Raw genomic sequence first — 18241 nt, 5'->3', positions numbered from 1 at the left:
ACAACATCCGTTGAAAAACTACACAACTGCCAAGAAACAGCTTACATTCCGGCACCTAAGACGCTAAATTCATACCTGTCGGATGAATTCACAATTTAAGATTAGCAGTGGGTTGCCGAGGAGTTTTGCATTCCGGTGGCTTGAAAGCACAGCTCGTCAAAACGCCAGAGTACTCATCTGGACGGCCTTGAGATGGCTTTGGTCGCGTCGCTCATAAACTCAATAAAATAGGGAAGCAGAACCTGATTGACCTCAACCAGTGACGTCGTTTCTATCCAGCCCGGGCCATGTAAACCTCTCTGTTTCTCAAGCTCTTGCCAGTTCAATGTGCAGGAACCCAGGCTAATAAAAGGTCTTTGCTCGCCATTACCCGGAACGGCCCAGTCAAAACGTACCTTGCCAAGGTAGGGTCTGATGCTTTTTTCTCTCACAGAAATGGGCTGTTCGGAAATCAATCTGGAATTGGCAGAATAACGAGCACTCAGGAGAGCGTCAGAATTAAACAGTTCACTGGAGCCCATGATCAGGTATTTAACAGACGAATGAGATTGGTACCAGCGCTTGAGACGATCTTCATCATAAACAGTGTTTTCTTCCCCTAATCCGGTAAAAGACATCCATTTTTTAAACTGGCAGCTGTCGATCTCCCGGGTCATGTTGGCAGGACAGGTATGTTCAACGCTGGATAACAGGGTCTGATAAAATTCCAGGCTGTCACCTACCCCAGCCAACGGGAATTGAGATCTGAGTATCTGGTAAAGTCTCACGCTGTTTTCAAAATCTGGCGACAATGTCAGATCACTGGCCACCTTGATAACAGGTACCAACAAACCTTTTGGTTTTGATTCCAGCAGAGTCAGCATATCTGCAGAAAATGAGCACTGTCCTGTCAGGGTCATGTATTCGTCAGGTACCAGAGATTCAAGGGAGGGATGAGTATTCTTGACCTGCCATTGATGATTGAAAGTCCAGCCTGATGGCTTTTTTAGAACTGTATTTGCGGATTGGGAAGTGTCTGCTTTAGTCTCAAACCAGTCAAATAGCGAGCAGGAAGAAGTCATGACTGCCATCGCAACCACCAGACATATGCGCACTGTTATGGGAAAAAAGCCCATCATCGACCCACATCTCCGGAAAAAGTTATTAATTTAAATGTAGCCAGTTTAAAACGGAATCTCGCTTTTCATTAAATGAAAGGTGGTTTTCAGAAGCTGTCGAGATCTTGTTTAGCACCCGGCAGCGCCTGAAACCAATTACGCTATGGGGATTGGATTATTCCAGCCCCAGACCTTCCCTGGGGGGTTGCGTCAGTTCCCTGACAGTATCTTCCAGTTGCTGAAGTTTGCGGTTAACCTGCACCCGGAATGAATCAACCGCTTTAACTGCCTGCTGCTGATCTTCCACTTTCCTGGTGAGCTCAGCCTGAAGTTTTTTCTGATCAGCCACCAGCTTTTTCATTTCAGCAACCTGTTTGTCAAACTTCGCAAGGCTCTCCGTCATCATACCCTGGGCAGCCACCTGCTCAGTGCTAATGGCCTTCATCAACTGATCCATTTCACGAATACGCTTCTGCAAAGCACTCAGCTGGCCAGATGCTTTGTCCACTGTTTTGCCTGCTTTATCTGCTTCCTTGAGAGCTTTGGCAACATTATCCTTATTGATCAGGATCCACTGACGGTTTCGCTTGTTCGAAACATCCCAGAGCTTGCGAATTTCAGAATTCACTACCTCCAGCTCAGATCGCAGCGCTGAGCCGCTCTGATCAAGGTTTTCACCAGTAGCAGTGATCTCTCCGGTCACGGTACTCAGCTTTTCCTGGGTGACCTTCAAGGCCTGGCGGGTATCAGCCAACTCCTTTTGTATCAATTTGAATTGCCAGACGCCACCCGCCCCAAGCACAACAATCATGACCAGTATGAGCCAGGTCAGGCCATTTCCACCTTTAGCCGAAGCAGTCCGCCCCGAGCCCCCTTTCTTGAGAGGAGGCGTTCCTCCGGAAGCCACAGCTTTCCTGCGCCCCGGACGCTCGTCCGCTGCAATTGAGAAATCCGGTATATCATTGATCGCCTTTTTCTCTTCTCTCATGGGTTTCTCATCTGTCTCTTAATCCGCTACGGGCATCTGTTCCGCCATGGGCAGTTGAGGGGCAATACTACTATGAAATAGAGACTGGAATAAGGGCAACAGACTTTATGATCACCGCTGTAACAGAGAAAATCAGCGGAATTGCCTATCACAGTCTGGAAATATCCGGTTCATGACACTGTTTCAGGTTTTTTCTGTCACCCGGGGGTTGAAGAGATATCGCGCGCCCCCAAACTATCCACCACATAGATTCGTAATCAAACCGATGTTAATATCGTCGCGCGAGACGAATTCAGGTCAAACAAGATCAACCCCCCAAGTGGAGAACGACAACATGGCTTTTGAACTTCCTGCACTGCCCTACGCACGCGATGCACTGGCTCCTCACATTTCTGAAGAAACTCTGGATTACCACTACGGCAAGCATCACAAGACCTACGTTGACAAACTGAACGGTCTGGTTGCGGGTACCGAGCTGGAGAGCAAGAGCCTGGAAGAAATCATCAAGACTTCTGAAGGCGGCATCTTCAACAACGCTGCTCAAATCTGGAACCACACGTTCTACTGGAACTGCCTGAGCCCTAATGGTGGTGGTGCTCCTGCCGGTGAACTGGCTGAAGCTATCAATAATGCTTTCGGTTCTTTTGACGATTTCGTTGCTGCATTCAACGACAAAGCGGTTAACAACTTTGGCTCTTCCTGGACCTGGCTGGTTAAAAACAGCGATGGTTCTGTAGAAATCGTAAACACCAGCAATGCAGGCACTCCTTTGACGACCAATCAGAAACCACTGTTGACCTGCGACCTGTGGGAGCATGCCTACTACATCGACTATCGCAATGTGCGTCCAGAGTATCTGAAACATTTCTGGGCACTGGTTAACTGGGACTTTGCTGCGGCTAATTACGATGGTTAAGATTCTGATTTGATAGATACACAATTAAGTTGGAAATCAGCACAATTTGTTGGAAATTCTAACATTTAAGTTAGCAAACAGGCTTAATTTTTGACCTTCACTGTCTGGCATATAAATGTCAGACGGTGTTTTTCTTTATGCCTTTAAAGAATATAAATGAAGTGGTCTAATGACACCGGACACCTCGTTAAGCACAATAGTGCAACCAGTAACGAGGTTCATAATGGCAACGCGAAAACATTATTCTCAGGAATTCAAACTCAAAGCTGTAAAACTGGTTACTGAACAAGCTCAGTCGCCTACAGCAGTCGCCAGAAGTCTAGGAATTTGTGCGACTAACCTCCGTCGTTGGGTTCGACTCAGTGAAGAGAAGAAAGAGCTGGCTTTCCCCGGCAAAGGCCATCAGGCCCTGACGACTGAACAGCAGAGAATCAAAGAGCTTGAAGCTGAAAACAAACAGCTGAAAATGGAACAGGAAATCTTAAAAAAAGCCATGGCCTTCTTTGCGAAAGACCAGCTGTAAGATACGCCTTCATACAGCGGGAGAGGAAGGCCTATCCTGTCGTAACGCTATGCAAAGCACTAAAAGTTAGTCGCAGCAGCTTCTACTAATGGAATAAACAACAGGCAAAAAATCAACAGATTGACCCGGAGATGTTTCGCCTGGAGGCAGATGCCCGAGAGATTTTTGCTCAATCAGGTGACTCTTATGGAAGTCGTCGAATGGCGAAAGCCCTGCGTTCAAAAGGTTACAGCATAGGGCGTTATCAGGCCAAAACCCTGATGCAACGGCTTGGCCTGCGGGTTCGGGTGGTCAAAAAATTCAAGGTGACAACCAACAGCAAACACAAACTGCCAGTGGCGGCAAACCTTTTGAATCGTGAGTTTTCAGTTTCAGCACCCGACAGAGTATACGTAGCTGATATCAGCTACCTCTGGACTCGTGAAGGCTGGGTTTATCTGGCGGCTGTCGTTGATCTGTTTTCGCGGAAAGTCGTCGGTTGGTCGATGAGTAACCGTATGACGACAGAGCTGCCCCTGGAAGCTTTGAGAATGGCTTACTGGGGCAGAAAGCCTGGAGATGGTGTGATGCACCATTCAGATCGTGGCAGCCAGTACGCGTCTCTGGAGTATCAGAATCAACTCAGGGAGTATGGGATGGTCTGTAGTATGAGCCGCAAGGGTAATTGCTGGGATAACTCTGTGATGGAGCGGTTCTTTGACAGCCTGAAAAGGGAAAGAACGGATCATTATATTTATGATACTCGGGCAGAAGTAGAGGCACATGTTATTGATTACATTTTGTTCTACAACAATAACAGATTACATTCCTATCTGGACTATGTGAGTCCAGTAGACTTCGAGAAGCAAAAATTGAAAAAAGCAGCTTAATCAGGTGTCCGTTTTTACTTGACCACTACAGATAAACGATTGACCCGGCGGCTGCTGGCGGGATGAATAACGCTGAATCACAAGAGTGCCTGATACATAATTAATAGCTGATCATATTGCTTACACGCCATTAACGCCAGCATGCTTTCAATATGCTAGCATATAAAATGGTAGCGCAATGACTTAGCAAAATGGAGGCCCCCTATGGCAACACTGACCATTAGAAATCTACCTGATGAACTGGTTGAGCGCCTTAAACTGAAAGCCAAAGCAGCCAATCGTTCCATGGAGCAGGAGTTGCGGGAACTGCTGGAAGCCAGCTACCCCAGGAAGCAGGATACAATTGACCGTATCAGAAGCCGCTGGAACCAGCTCCCGGAAACCCATCATGAAGAAATGGACGAGTGGCGCAACGAAGGGCGTCCATGATGGCAAATAAGGGCATAAAAGCAGCTGTCATCGATACCATGGTATTTGCCTATGGCCTTCTTAACGAAACGGACTTTGCAGAAGATTCACTCACAACCATCGCTCGTACAGAAACTATTCACGTACCCGACTCCATCAGGGCCGAGCTGACCAATGTGCTATGGCAGTGGATTACCCAAAAAAGCATTTCCGTGCAAACCGGCCTGGATGTGCTTCAGGATGCCAGCACCCTGTTCAGCCGTGTTCATCCGACCGAACATTACTGGCGGGAGGCCTTGATTCTGGCCTGTGAAGACAAGCACCCTGCTTATGACACCCTTTTCATTGCTGTGGCGAAAGGCCAGAGTATCCCCCTGGTGACTTACGATAAAAAGCTGCTGAAAACATATCCTGACATAGCCATCAGTCCCGATGTGTATATTCGAACCCTCTGAATACAAAGAACCTGCAACCCTGGCCACTCGCTACATATTAGAATGGGCACCGTTGCAGGCCTGTGACTCAATTGATAGCAGCTGAAGCAGGAAACGCAAGCTGCTCGAAAACCGGTAGGTCGTTCAAACCATTTCGCTTTTCACCCTCACTGGCACCATGCCAACAACCAGACTCATCCTGCAGCTCTTTCGCTTTCAGCCCACTGCTCAGGCTTCACTGAAACAACCCTGATAGCGGGCTTTGAGTATGCGCACCAACTGATCCTCAGCCTGATATCCAGCCTCTGTGTTTTGATAGCCAACAGCATTCACAACCGCTGTGACAAACTCATCAGATGCACTGGCAAGGCTCTCAAGCTCATGTCTGAGATAAGTCACCTAGGCGTCTTTCAAGTAACGGCGGTAAGAGGAAAAAAAGAAAGGGAAAAAAGAAAGGAAAAAAAGGACATCCGGAAAAAAAGGCATCCAATTAAGGAACGGAAAAAAAGGGAACGAAAAAAAAGGACATCCAATTAAAGCAGGAAAAAAAAGACATCCAATTAAAAGAAAAAAATTAAAGAAAAAACAAGATATCCACATCAAATATAAAATACAGCCCACAAACTGGGAGCCTGACAACCCATCAAACCCTGACAGCCACTCAAAATCATCGCTTATCATAACAAACGACAAGCGGATCACTCAAAAAAGGAAAAAGTCAGAAATAGCTTGACGCCCCATATGACAGGAGCAACAAATAACAACGAAAAAGTCGGGCAATCAGCTTAAGCCATGAAATAAACGACTACAGATAAACAATCCCTTCACCCAATGCTGTCCCACTTCCCGAGCAAAAGTTTTCATGGCTTCCAGCTTGCCCACTGCACGATAGAAGCGGTTATTCCATCTCATGGTTTTGAGCCATTCATTTGAATCAATTTCCAGTCGGGTCAGAATGGGTGGAATATCTGAAGGGTTTGAACCTTTCTTATCAGATCGCACTGTACGCCCACTCCAGTCAACCAACTCAAGATAATCATGAAGAATATAAGGCAACGCCTTATCCGGATTTTGCCCCTGTGATCGAAAAGGCATAAGGGTGGCTGGCTGCTTTCGGGTATCAGAACCTGCCAAATTTTCAATTCGTTCCTGGATCGACGTGTAGTCTGATCCTTCTGGAGTTTCCGCCATTTCGGCACGGAGCGGATTCAGGTCAACATAGGCCATGCAGGTCAACAACGCTGCCTCATCCAACAACGCCTGACTTTTAAACCGCCCTTCCCAGAAGCGACCTTTGCAGCCATCTTCCTGGTTAGCCTCACGGGCAAGATATTCGTTGAGGCAACGCATGAACCAGCTGATACTCGTTAGACGATTTCGATACTCTTCAACAAATTCGTCCACGCGAGCCAGTTCCGAATGACTCAGCCGGTCAGCAGCAAGATACTTCTGAACCAGAAGCGGCCCTGTGAAAAGCCTTGTCCATCGACTCAAAACTTCGTCTCTTGTCCACTCTCTGGCAGGTTTTTGATTAATATGCAAAACCACATGATAGTGATTCGACATGACAGCATAGGCGCAGACCTCTATAGAAAAGATTGAAACCATTTCCCTGAGCTTGTCAACAATCCACTGCCGACGGTGCTCGTAGTTTTTGCCCGTTAAATGATCCTCTCCACACAAATATGCTCTGCGTACGCATCGAGCTATACAGTGATAATATGGCGTGGAGCCTGGGTCGATCAGAGAACTTCGTGCACGGGTCATAATCTCTCCTGCCGGAACTAAATATCAGCAACAGGGAAAAATTAGACGAGCTGGCTTGTTTGTCAAATATAAGGGTGTCCTATTATTTTTCCCTGCCGATGCACTCCTTAATAGTCAAAGTAGCCAGGGAAAAATCCGTGGATATTCCAGGAAAGAAGCGAGGGCCTGCCATTAATGTCTCTAATGTCCCTGAGCAGGCGCAGCCAGAACAGAAGGAACAGGGTAATTGGCAGGGTAAGAAAGTTCAGTCAAATGATGTGCCGGTCGACGATCTGAGGCACAGCTCTTCAAGCTCAGGCTCAGACTCAGCTTTTGCTGAAATATCTGACTTGTCTGACTTTTCGGTTTCTTCCCACCCCCCAAGCCCGGGAGAATTCAGTGAAACTGAACTCTTTCCTGAAGATGATGTTTTTACTTATCCCTCTCCTTTGAATGAAACGGCCCATCTGGCAAAAAAACAGTTGGGTAGAGGGCGCTTTGCAACGGTACACCGGGTTATTCAGGAAAAAAGCGGAGGCAAGCAAGAACATTTTGCATTAAAACAGACGCATTTGGGTGACCAGGGAGCAGGTGAAGACAGGATATTAAAGAAGTTGGGAGAGCATCCAAATATTGTCAGCAGTTATGGTCTGGTCGAAGTCGACGGGGTCAGAGGACTCCTGACAGAGTTGATTGAAGGCCCCTCTCAGGATAGCGTGATGATGCTTCTTGTTGAGCTTTATGGAAATGGCAGGCTCAGCAGCGAGGCGTTTTTCAATGTTCTGGCGTTTATGGAGTACGAGAAGTTCCGGGCACTTGATCACCTGCACAAGAAAGGCGTCGTCCACAACGATCTGAAACCCAATAACGTCATGATTGATCTTAAAAGCGGCCGCTTGAAACTGATTGATTTTGGTGGTGCCAAAGAAGAGGGTCAAAAAGCCAGTTATAGTCATGAAGACTACGCTTCTCCGGAATTGTACAGATCGGAGTTAATCAAGAAAGAAGAAGTTAAAGCCAGCTATGCGACGGATGCCTTTGCTCAGGGGCAACATCTCTACCGTTTTTTGAACAGTCCGGATCAACCCCATATTCATTCCTTTACCAATGGCGCAGATCCATGGGGCAAGTACACGCCCAATCAACGATCTGAAGCGGCTTTTGAGGTACTTAAGGCATTTCTTGAGTATCAGAAGCCCAATTTTGATGGCAGTTACAAACAGGCAATGAAGCCAATAAGTCCTGAATTAACAGAGGACGATCTGGAGACTGAGTCTAAGCGTATGAAGCTGCAAGAATTTAATCTGGATAGTCTGCTGACCTCCAGTGATGAAATTAGCAGCATTATAAAGTTGCTGGATGGGGATTTGAGCGCCAGTGACGTAGAAAGAATCAAAAAAATGCTGCATGGAAAATTAAACGCCAAAGACAGTGAAACAGCGCAAACACTGCTGGATGGGCCGCTCTTATTTCATGATATCCAGGCAATCAAACGATTGCTCTATAGCAAGTTAACGACGCCTGAAAGAGAGACGGTGGCCGATCTCGGACACCTGATAGCCTCTGCGGAAGAGATGAAGAGAAGTAAAAGTCAGCTGATAAATATGATTAACCACCTGCTGCACCCCTTGCCCGAGCAAAGAATGACACCAGAGCAAGCTTTGCAGCACCCCTGGTTTACTGAGCGTACGATAGACAAAGAGCAGGCTTTAAGAACACTTCAAATGGCTGCTGATGCCCTGAGAGGAGATGAAGGTGCTGCAGATAAGCGTTTTGTGTGAGTGTCTGAGCCCACCTCGGAGCGCCTTTAAAACCCCTCAATCTCTTGTCCCGGATAATAGACTCCCGTTAATTGCCTCTCATTCCTGCCGATGCACTCATTAATAGATAAAGTAACCGGGAAAAATCTGTGGATATTCCAGGAAAGAAGTCAGGGCCAGCCAATGCTGCATCGCTCCCCGCTGAGCAGGCGCAGCCGGAACCGGAGAAGCAGGGGAAATGGCAGAGTAAGAAAGTTCAGCTCGAAGCGCCGGTGAAAAATTTAGAGCAACACTCTTCGGGCTCAGGCTCTGATTTCAGTGGTATCTCCACTTCTTCGATTTCTTCTTACCCGTCAAGCCCCGGAGTCGTCAGTGATAGCGAAGTATTTCCTGAAGATGATGTTTTCACGCATTCCTCACCATTGAATGAATCGGCCCACCTGGCTAAGAAGCAATTGGGTAGAGGACGCTTTGCATCGGTACATCGTGTTATCCAGGAAAAAAGTAAAGGCGTTAAAGAACATTTTGCATTAAAACATACTCATTTGGGTGACAAGGGAGAACGGGAAGCCAGGTTATTAAAGAAGTTGGGAGAGCACCCAAATATTGTCAGAAGTTATGGAATGGCCGAAGTCGACGGTGTCAGGGGGCTCCTGACGGAGTTGATTGAAGGCCCCTCCCAGGATAGCGTAATGATGCATCTGATTGAGCTCTACGGCAATGGCAGGATCAGCAGTCCGGCGTTTTTCAATGTTCTGGCGTTTATGGAGTACGAGAAGTTCAAGGCGCTTGATCACCTGCATAAAAAAGGCGTTGTCCATAATGATCTGAAACCCAATAACATCATGATTGATCTTAAAAGCGGCCGCTTGAAACTGATTGACTTTGGTTGTGCCAGAGAAGAAGGCAGCAGAGCCAGTTATAGTCATGAAGACTACGCTTCTCCGGAACTATACCAATCCGAGTATGAAAATGGGTTGGTCAGAGCCAGTTATGCGACGGATGCTTTTGCTCAGGGGCAACATCTGTATCGTTTTTTGAACAGTCCGGGTCAGCTCCATATTCGCTCTTTTACCAATGGCGCAGAGCCATGGGGTAAATATACCCCCGACCAACGATCTGAAGCAGCTTATGAGGTGCTCAAGGCATTTCTTGAGTATCAGAAGCCCAATCCTGATGGCAGTTACAAAAAGGCAATGAAGCCAGTAAGTCCTGAATTAACAGCGGATGATCTGGAAGCTGAGTCTGAGCGTATGAAGCTGCAAGAATTTAATCTGGACAGCTTGCTGACCTCCAGTAGTGAAATTGGTGTCATCACAAAGATGCTGGATGGAGAGTTGAACGCCAGAGACATAGAAAAAATCAAAAAAATGCTGCATGGAAAATTGAATGCCCGAGACAGTGATACCGCTCAGGCACTGCTGGATGGACCACTTTCATTGGATGATATCCAGGCCATCAAACGACTGCTCTACGGCAAGTTAACGACACCTGAAAGAGAGACGGTAGCCGATCTGGGAAAACTGATAGAGTCTGCAGAAGAGATGAAGAAAAGTAAAAGTCAGCTGACTGACATGATTAACAGTTTGCTGCACCCGGAGCCCCTGGAGAGATTAACGCCAGAGAAAGCTTTGCAGCATCCCTGGTTTACTGATCGGACAATAGACAAAGAGCAAGCCCTGAGAACACTTAACTGGGTTGCTGATGTCCTTAAAAGAGATGAAGGCGATGCAAATAAGAGTTTTGTATGATGGTCTCTGTCCTCTTTGTACGAAAGAGGTCGCACGCTGGCAAAATGCCCGTTTTCGCTGTGAAGTAGAGTGGTTTGATATCACCGGTCAGGAAAAAGTACTGGAAACCTGGGGGGTTGATCCCGGTAAGGCTCTGCTTGAATTGCACACCATGACCAATGATGGACAGGTTTATACCAGTATTGACAGCTACGCTCTCTTGCTCAATCAGCTACCCGGTTGGGCCTGGCTGGGTTGGCTCATGAGTCTGCCCGGTCTGAAACAGTTCCTGAAATGGACCTACGACTGGATGACCAAAGTCCGCCTGAAAAAAGAGGGACGCTGGCCGGGTCAGTGCAACACAAAACAATGTAAATAGCCTTGCACTTGTTCATTACACATCATCATCCGTGTACTTGGTGTGCGAACGCAAAAATATTGCCGACAAGCAGTGTAAGTCCCTTGACCAGACTGACCAGAGGAAAGACAGCGTTGTTGGCTCCCAGATTGAGTTCGTCATTGACATTATGGAAATCTCTGGGGAATTTTTTTTGCATGTCGAAGATACTCAAACCTTCTGGATACAGTGTGCTATCCAGATTTCCAGTCTCCTTTATATGTTTCGAGAAACACTCAACATAACGATCAAATGTGGCCTCATCAGGTTGCCTGGCCGTCCAGTAAATAATTTCACGGGCTGTTCGATTCAGCCATGAACGGTATGTGTCTTCGACTAGCCCCATAAGTTCTTGCAGTCTTGACTTGGACGGCGACTCTTTTTCTTTTGCTAACAGGCCTGACAGGTATTCGTTCAGTAGTTGCTCAATAAAGTTTTCTGTGTCTTCCACTGCCTGTTGATTTTGATAATGATAATCCGGCGAGTCGCGGCGCAGACGTGATCTCAACAACACGGCTGCCAGCAGGTTTTCGCAGAGGGCATTGGCAAAACTTAACCGCTGCATAACTTCTGGCGTATAGCCCGAAGTTTTTGAGTCTCTGGCAGTGAGGCCGCTTTTCATGCTGCCATAGAACTCAACATCGCCCCAATCCCGTAGACCATCCCAGCCAAAATCAGGGCGTTCAATGGCTTTGATCCAACCTCCAAATGTTCCGGGTAATGGCAAGGCATAAAGCATGGATCCCAACAAAGGGGTGAGGAACACCCAGCGACGTCCGGTATCGTGAAACGCCGGGATAGTTGACGTGGGCATAACACCAAAGTTGCCATTAAGTACTCCAATATCATGGATGCCTTTCAATAGACCTCTCTCGGCGACCGCGAAGGGGGCATTGGTTAGATCAGGAGTGTGAGCGTATTGACCATAGTGTTTTGTGGCCTTGAAGAAGTAGACCCTGACAGCTCTTTCACCATCAACATTAATCACTTGTAAGCGATCAGTGAAACCTCGGGTACTCTCGGGAAGATCCTTTTCCAGCACCGTAAGGTATTGGCCAAAAAGGGGTTTCTGGCTTTTGAAGCGGTCACTTTTGGCTATAAGTTGATGCATAACGCCTTCTTGCGCCAGGGTAGTCACGGGCTCCCCGACCCGCTGGAACTTATAGTAATCAACCTCTTCACCGTTGGTTATTGCCAGTGTACGGCCACCAACAATGGTTCCTTCTTTTTCAAACAGTGACAGCCGGTGCTGACCAGGATAAACCGATGGAAATTCTGTTTCACCAGCACGAGCAAATTCTGACTGTAACTGACGACTGGCGTCTTTATTCGCAAACTCAAAACTATATGCGTGGAGAGACGCCAGCAACTTGAATGCCACAGTATTTGGCTGTTGAAATTTGAGCGGGTTAACCGGCTCTGTTAATGCAACAGAGGAGTCCAGTCTGGAGAAAAGCCCAGGATCATTGAGATAAGCCAGAGTATCATCCAGTAACTTTCTGGGTAAGCGATCCTTCCAGAACCTCAACAACAGCGGTTTGTTAGCAAGGATCCTGGCAGCCAGAACATGAACAAGCCTTTGCTGGAGTGCCGGGTCATTGCAACACTGCTCCAGATACCCTGCATCATTAAACTTATGCAAAAAATCCAGATGGAGTTCAATGTAGCTTACTATAAGGTCGCCTTTGTCGGGCCGTAAACCTCTCTTAATAATATGAGTCGCTCCAGACCAAAAGGGTTCAGAGTTTAAAACGATATCGTCTTGTTTCGTCAGTAATTCATCGGAAAACGAATCGAAATATTTTATAGGGAAATACTGACAGACAGTACCCATCACCTGGTTTTTATAATCATCATCTGCATTAATTTTTTCAAAAAACTCATCAAGAAGACTAAGGGAAAAATTTTCACTTTTCTCAGGTCTGTTGATTAATATTTTCAATAAAGACCATTTTGCTTTTTCGATTAATCCCTGAAGCAACCTATCATCTGTATTTTTAATTGATACAACAATAAAAGGATTGGCAATTACCAGCTTATTTAACAACAAAGCAAGTTTATCTCGATCAGTCTTATATCTTTCTATACAAAGATGATAAATATCAGGTAAGGGCGTGGTATACGAACGAGCGAAATCTCTGTTACCCAGAATGGCTGAAGCAGTTTTGAAAAGGACTTCTTCAAAGAAATCATCATCATTTATCAGCACCTTATATTCATGATTGCCGTTGAAAATTTCGCTAAAATTATCACACAAATTTTCACCGTCAAGGGAGTCCAAAATCGACTTTTTTGTTATGAACCGATCCGGAACCTCTGATAATTGACACCGTCCCTTCGATAATTGTAAAAGGCAGTAGTCTTTTTTTCTGTTAATAATGTGTTGTGGCAGATCTTTAAGTTCTATCCTTCCTGAATTGATAAGCTCATCATACAATTCATCATCTTTAAAGCTGTGTGGAAGAACGCTCAGAGATCTTATTTTTGCTGCGATGTCCAGATAACCATAAATCAGTTGTGCCTGTTTCGGTGGTGTTCCCTTCGGAAGACCATTCACGTTTGAGTACTCTATCAAAAAATCAATATCAGATTTTAATTCTTCAGAAAAGTCTTTGTAGTGAGCGGTTAGGGCCAGGTTCCTGATATCATTTAAAAATATTTTTTTTGTTCGATCAGCTGTTGATAACAATACATCTCTGATTTTATCACCTTCCGTCATTGAAAAAGCACACCAAAGACGGTTCCTTACTATCTCTTCAAGAAGGGTTTCCGATTTGAAATAATCTTCAGGCAAATATTTTTCAGGCGCATAAGGAAGAAAGTCGGCAACATCGATAAACTCATCTTTTGTGAGCCGATCGCTTCTACCATCAATGAGTCCTTGAATAAGCTCGACTTGTCTGTCGCTGATGATCGCACTATTCGCACTCTGAATGGCTTTAAGCTTTCTTAAAGGTCTGGGTGATAATGCTTCGGGCTTCACAACTCTGTCATCAGTAAAGTCCAGTTTTCGTTTGCTTATAGTGGCTTCACGAGTATCTACCTCTAAAGCAACAGCTCTGGAGGAAATTCCGATCTCTTTCTGATCTTGTTGCCCTGTTGCGGGATCTGGTATGAAAACTGTGCGATTGACTCCAAATGGCTCACCGCTAACAGAGCTGAAGGTTCTGCCGGAGACCTTGCCATGATTCGCTGTCTCTTTAATATCCGCTGTTGCACCGCAGGTAGAGGGATTAAATGATTGTTGAGATAATCGATCCATTGTTTATTTCTGCCTTTAACTGTCCTTAATCTTGACGAGGGTCAAGCCAAAAAATGATTAAAAATTTTGACCCATGAAATAAAGAAAAGTTCCAAAATCGGGTGGGGACGGGCTTTTACTCAACATCCGGCAGCCAACCTTCAGTCATCACTTCCTCATATGTCCATGGGCATTCCCTGGGGAAATCACTGGGTTTACACATCATTTCTCTAGCTACTTGATTTCGAGCTGATTGATAAGCTTTTGGTAAAATCTCGTCCAATTTATTGTTGAGAGAAGGGTTTTCTTCCAATTCTTCTTGTACAGCGTCCCTCTGTTTTCCAATACTGATCAACCAGCTTGTGTGCCATTCTTTAAAGTCGTGCATATCATCTTTTTTAGACTGCATCTGCCATTTAAGCGCATGTAAAAAAAGCCCTTTTAGACAACTTTTTACTGTACGATAACGAGCTTTGCCCATGTCCTCAACTTCCTCGATCAGGTTGTCCAAATCCAGCTCGCTATAACGACCTTGCCTAATCAGCTCGGCTTGATGAAAAGACCAACTGTAGAAGTCGGTATCGTATAAATCACTCATTGTTAAACCCCTTGTGAAACAATGCAGTATGTACCAATGAACAATGACCATTACCAGTGAACCGTTACAATCCGTGACCTCTTGACAATTATAAAACATGCCTTCACTCACCAAAAAAGAGCCTGTGCAGAGGCAATAAAGAAGGATCGTAGAGCTGCAAAAAAGGCCAATGGCCAAGCCAGTGCCACACCAAACAATGTAAATAGTCTTAAATACTGGCTGCGCTGGGGGAATACGAACCTCATTCCTTATTTTCTTCCTCGGTGTATTGGCCTGCGTACGCAAAAATATTGCCAGCTAACAACGTAAGCCCCTTGACCAGGGCGACCAGGGGAAAGACGGCGTTATTGGCTCCCAGATTGAGCTCATCATTGACATTATGGAAGTCTTTGGGGAATTTTTTATGCATGTCGAAGGTTTGCAAACCTTCCGGGTACAATGTGGCATCCAGGTTTCCTGTTTCCTTTATATGTTTTGAGAAACACTCAATAGAAGGATCAAGTGCACTGTCACCTTTCGCCTCATAGGGTTGTTTGGCTGTCCAGTACAAAATTTCCTCGGCTGTTCGCTTCAGCCAGGAGCGGTATGTGGTATCGTCAAGCCCCATCAATTCTTGCAGTCTTGGTCTGGGCGGCGATTCTTTTTCTTTTGCCAACAGGCCAGACAGGTATTCATCCAGTAGTTGCTCAATAAAGTTTTCTGTCTCTTCCACTGCCTGTTGATTTTGATAGTGATAATCCGAAGAGTCCCGGCGCAGGCGAGCTCTTAACAACACTGCTGCCAGCAGGTTTTCGCAGAGGGAGTTGACAAAACTTAATCGCTGAAGAAGCTCGGGAGTATAACCCGACGTTTTTGAGTCTCTGGCAGTGAGGCCGCTTTTCATAGAGCCATAAAACTCAACATCGCCCCAATCCCGCAAACCATCCCAACCAAAATCAGGGCGTTCAATGGCTTTAACCCAGCCCCCAAAGGTTCCCGGTAATGGCCAAGCATAAAAATCAGAGTTACCCAACAATGCGCTAAGGAACACCCAACGACGGCCGGTAGCATGAAACGCCGGGATCGTTGACGTGGGCATAACGCCAACGCTGCCATTAAGTACGCCAATGTCGTGAATGCCATTCAACAAGCCTCGCTCGGCGATCGCGTAAGGGTTGTCGGTTGCATCCGGAGTATGGGCGTATTTAGCGTAATTTTCTGTCGCTTTGAAATGGTAGACCCGGAAGGCTCTTTCACCATTAATTTCGCTCACTTGTAAACGATCAGTGAAACCCGGGATACTTTCGGGAAGATCCTTTTCCAGTACCATGATGTACTCTCCAAAACGGGGTTTCTGGCTTTTAAAGCGGCCACTTTTGGCAATAAATTGATGCATAATGCCTTCCTGTGCCAGAGTGGCTTCGGACTCTCCAATTCGCTGGAATTTATAGAAATCAACTTGCTCACCATTCTGTACTGCCAATGTACGGCCACCGACGATGGTTCCCTCTCTTTCAAATAGCGACAATGAATGTTGATGTTGACCAGGATAAACCAGTTTAAAGTTTGTGTGATCCGCACGGTCAAATTCTGATTGCAACTGACAACTTGCGTCTTTATCGGCAATCTGAAGGCTATTTCCCTTAAGAGACGCCACCTGCCTGAGTGCCAAAGTGTTGGGTTGTTGGAGTTTGAGAGGATTCACCGGTTTTGTTAATGCTCTGGAGACATCCAGTTCGGATAAAAGGGCAGGATTATTGAGATAAGCCAGAGTACCATCAATCAAATGCCGGGGGAGATAACGTGGCCACTCCGTCACTAACTGCTGCTTGTTGGCAATGACCTTGTTAGCCAGGACATGAATAAGCCTTTGCCGGATTGCCGGGTCGGCGCAACGCTCCTCAAAATATCCTTTGTCATTGAAGTGGCTCAAAAAAAGTGGATAGGATTCAATGTAGTCTATTATGATGTCGGCTTTGGCGGGCCGTAATTTTCTGGAGATAATGTGAATCGCTCCAGCTTTAAAGGGCTCAGAACCCAGAACCAGAGCGTCTTGCTTACGCTTTATGTCTTCTGAAAAAGGTTCTGAGCAAGTGACAGGAAAATACGGATAAACAACATTTATAACTTGGTTTTTAAAATCATTACTTGCATTAACTTTATTGAAGAAACGAGTAATCATAGGCATAAAAAAAAGGTGACTTACTTCAGGCATACTATCCAATATTTCCAACAATGATTCTTTTGCTTCCTCAATCAACTCCTGAAACAGCTGATCACCGACATCTTTAACAAGTAAAATAAAAAAAGGATTAGTTCTTATCAATCTTTTCAGCAACAAAGCAAGTTTTTCTCTATCATCACTGTATTTTTCAATACAACATTGATAAACCTTGGACAAGGTATTGATTTGTGCAGTGTAGAAATTATATCTTGCTTCCAACACCGATGAAGTCATTTTTAGCAGGAATTCTTCAAAGAAGTCAGGATCATTCTTCAGCGTCTCAAATTCACTATCACTTCTGAGGATATTGATAAAATCAGCATGCAAACTGTCACTATTAAGCGAATCCAGAACAACCTTTTTTGTTATAAACTGAGCCGGAACCTGTGATAACCGGCACAGACCTTTTGATAACTGCAAAAGGCAGTACTCTCTGTTTTTGTCCCGGATTTTGAATGGCAGCTTACTTATCTCTATTCTTCCTGAACGGATAAGCTCATCATAAAAATCATCATCTTTAAAGCTTTCAGGCAGAATATTTATAGACTTTATTTTGGCTGCGATATCCAGTCGCTCATAAATCTGCACAGCCAGTTGCGGCGGTGTAAAACAGGGAATACCGTGAAAACTTGAGCATTCAGTCAGAAAATCTATATCCTTTTTTAATTCTTCAGGAAAGCTGCTGTAGTCAGGCCTGATGCCTTCTTTCCTGATACGGGTCAAACACAACTCTTTTTCCCTTTCAGGTGTTGATGCTAATACCTCCCAAAATTCATCACTCCCCTCCATTGCGAAACGCTTCCAAAGCTGATTTCTTATAATCCCTGACACAAGGGTGGGTGATTTGAAAAAATCTTCAGGCAATTTTTCTTCAGCGTAATAATCAAGAAAGTCGATAACCTCTATAAACTCTTCTATTGTGAATCTACCTTTTTCTTCATCCAGGAGTCTTTGTATCAGCTGGAATTGTTTGTCGCTGATGATAGCAGTAGATGTCCCCGGAATAGCTTTAAACTTTTTAAATTTTGGTTTTTTTTTAGCGGCTACAAGACTATCTATCTCTAAAGCAGCGACTCTGGAGGCAATCCCCACGTCTTTTCGTTTTTTTCTTGTAATGGGATCTGGCCTGAAATCTGTGGGATTGACACCAAATAGATCATCACCGGCAAGGCTGACGGATCTGCCGAAGACCCTGGCTGCATTTTTTTTATCATCAGCTGTAGCAATGCAGGTAGAAGGGTTTAGCCTTGAATTACATGAGGGTTGATTTAATTGATCCATCATTTTTATCCTTTCTCTGATTGTCCTTAATCTTGACGGAATTCAGCCCG

The 18241-nt window shown here is 45.4% G+C and carries 13 protein-coding genes and 1 pseudogene; 7 read left to right on the top strand and 7 right to left on the bottom strand.

Annotated features, from left to right (window positions below; all coding sequences use genetic code 11):
- Positions 1–173: 173 nt before the first annotated feature.
- Entirely contained in the window at positions 174–1070 is an 897-nt protein-coding gene (locus ACOJUN_RS15780) for a hypothetical protein (protein WP_422132895.1), read from the bottom strand.
- 202 nt (positions 1071–1272) lie between these two features.
- Positions 1273–2085, bottom strand: coding sequence for a hypothetical protein (locus ACOJUN_RS15775; RefSeq protein ID WP_422132894.1), 813 nt, complete (start codon positions 2083–2085; stop codon positions 1273–1275).
- Between the two features lie 334 nt (positions 2086–2419).
- Between ACOJUN_RS15775 and sodB the strand changes: the two genes are divergently transcribed.
- The 4 genes and pseudogenes from sodB to ACOJUN_RS15755 all read left to right on the top strand — a co-directional run bounded on the left by sodB (position 2420) and on the right by ACOJUN_RS15755 (position 5256).
- Positions 2420–3001, top strand: coding sequence for a superoxide dismutase [Fe] (gene sodB, locus ACOJUN_RS15770; RefSeq protein WP_422132893.1), 582 nt, complete (start codon positions 2420–2422; stop codon positions 2999–3001).
- A gap of 223 nt (positions 3002–3224) precedes the next feature.
- Positions 3225–4393: pseudogene (locus tag ACOJUN_RS15765) on the top strand (IS3 family transposase).
- Between the two features lie 204 nt (positions 4394–4597).
- Entirely contained in the window at positions 4598–4822 is a 225-nt protein-coding gene (locus ACOJUN_RS15760) for a FitA-like ribbon-helix-helix domain-containing protein (protein ID WP_422132892.1), read from the top strand.
- A complete protein-coding gene (locus ACOJUN_RS15755; protein WP_422132891.1) occupies positions 4819–5256 on the top strand; it encodes a type II toxin-antitoxin system VapC family toxin in 438 nt (145 codons plus the stop codon). The genes ACOJUN_RS15760 and ACOJUN_RS15755 overlap by 4 nt, the downstream gene beginning before the upstream one ends.
- A gap of 207 nt (positions 5257–5463) precedes the next feature.
- Here ACOJUN_RS15755 and ACOJUN_RS15750 read toward each other — a convergent pair whose 3' ends face one another.
- Positions 5464–5634, bottom strand: coding sequence for a hypothetical protein (locus ACOJUN_RS15750; RefSeq protein WP_422132890.1), 171 nt, complete (start codon positions 5632–5634; stop codon positions 5464–5466).
- 381 nt (positions 5635–6015) lie between these two features.
- Positions 6016–7002, bottom strand: coding sequence for a transposase (locus ACOJUN_RS15745; protein WP_422132889.1), 987 nt, complete (start codon positions 7000–7002; stop codon positions 6016–6018).
- 137 nt (positions 7003–7139) lie between these two features.
- Here ACOJUN_RS15745 and ACOJUN_RS15740 point away from each other — a divergent pair, with 137 nt between their 5' ends.
- The 3 genes from ACOJUN_RS15740 (at position 7140) to ACOJUN_RS15730 (ending at position 10850) form a co-directional block, all read left to right on the top strand.
- The gene (locus ACOJUN_RS15740; protein ID WP_422132888.1) at positions 7140–8762 is read left to right on the top strand and encodes a serine/threonine-protein kinase; all 1623 of its coding nucleotides are present in this window, start codon (positions 7140–7142) and stop codon (positions 8760–8762) included.
- A gap of 128 nt (positions 8763–8890) precedes the next feature.
- Positions 8891–10492 carry a serine/threonine-protein kinase gene (locus ACOJUN_RS15735; RefSeq protein ID WP_422132887.1) on the top strand — a complete coding sequence of 534 codons (1602 nt, stop codon included), beginning with the start codon at positions 8891–8893 and terminating at the stop codon, positions 10490–10492.
- Positions 10470–10850, top strand: coding sequence for a thiol-disulfide oxidoreductase DCC family protein (locus ACOJUN_RS15730; RefSeq protein WP_422132886.1), 381 nt, complete (start codon positions 10470–10472; stop codon positions 10848–10850). Before ACOJUN_RS15735 ends, ACOJUN_RS15730 begins: the two co-directional genes overlap by 23 nt.
- A 25-nt stretch (positions 10851–10875) precedes the next feature.
- Here the strand turns inward: ACOJUN_RS15730 and ACOJUN_RS15725 are convergent, their stop codons facing one another.
- From ACOJUN_RS15725 to ACOJUN_RS15715, 3 genes are all read right to left on the bottom strand, one after another.
- On the bottom strand, positions 10876–14130 hold the full coding sequence (locus tag ACOJUN_RS15725) for a hypothetical protein (RefSeq protein ID WP_422132885.1): 3255 nt from the start codon (positions 14128–14130) through the stop codon (positions 10876–10878).
- 115 nt (positions 14131–14245) lie between these two features.
- The gene (locus ACOJUN_RS15720) at positions 14246–14707 is read right to left on the bottom strand and encodes a DUF29 domain-containing protein (protein WP_422132884.1); all 462 of its coding nucleotides are present in this window, start codon (positions 14705–14707) and stop codon (positions 14246–14248) included.
- A gap of 241 nt (positions 14708–14948) precedes the next feature.
- Entirely contained in the window at positions 14949–18194 is a 3246-nt protein-coding gene (locus ACOJUN_RS15715; RefSeq protein ID WP_422132883.1) for a hypothetical protein, read from the bottom strand.
- Between the last annotated feature and the right edge of the window lie 47 nt (positions 18195–18241).

It is taken from the genome of Endozoicomonas sp. ALD040 (genome assembly GCF_049275945.1).
Lineage (GTDB): Bacteria > Pseudomonadota > Gammaproteobacteria > Pseudomonadales > Endozoicomonadaceae > Endozoicomonas_A.
Note: the sequence above shows the minus strand (reverse complement) of the source record. Positions and strands in the feature narration are given on the sequence as shown.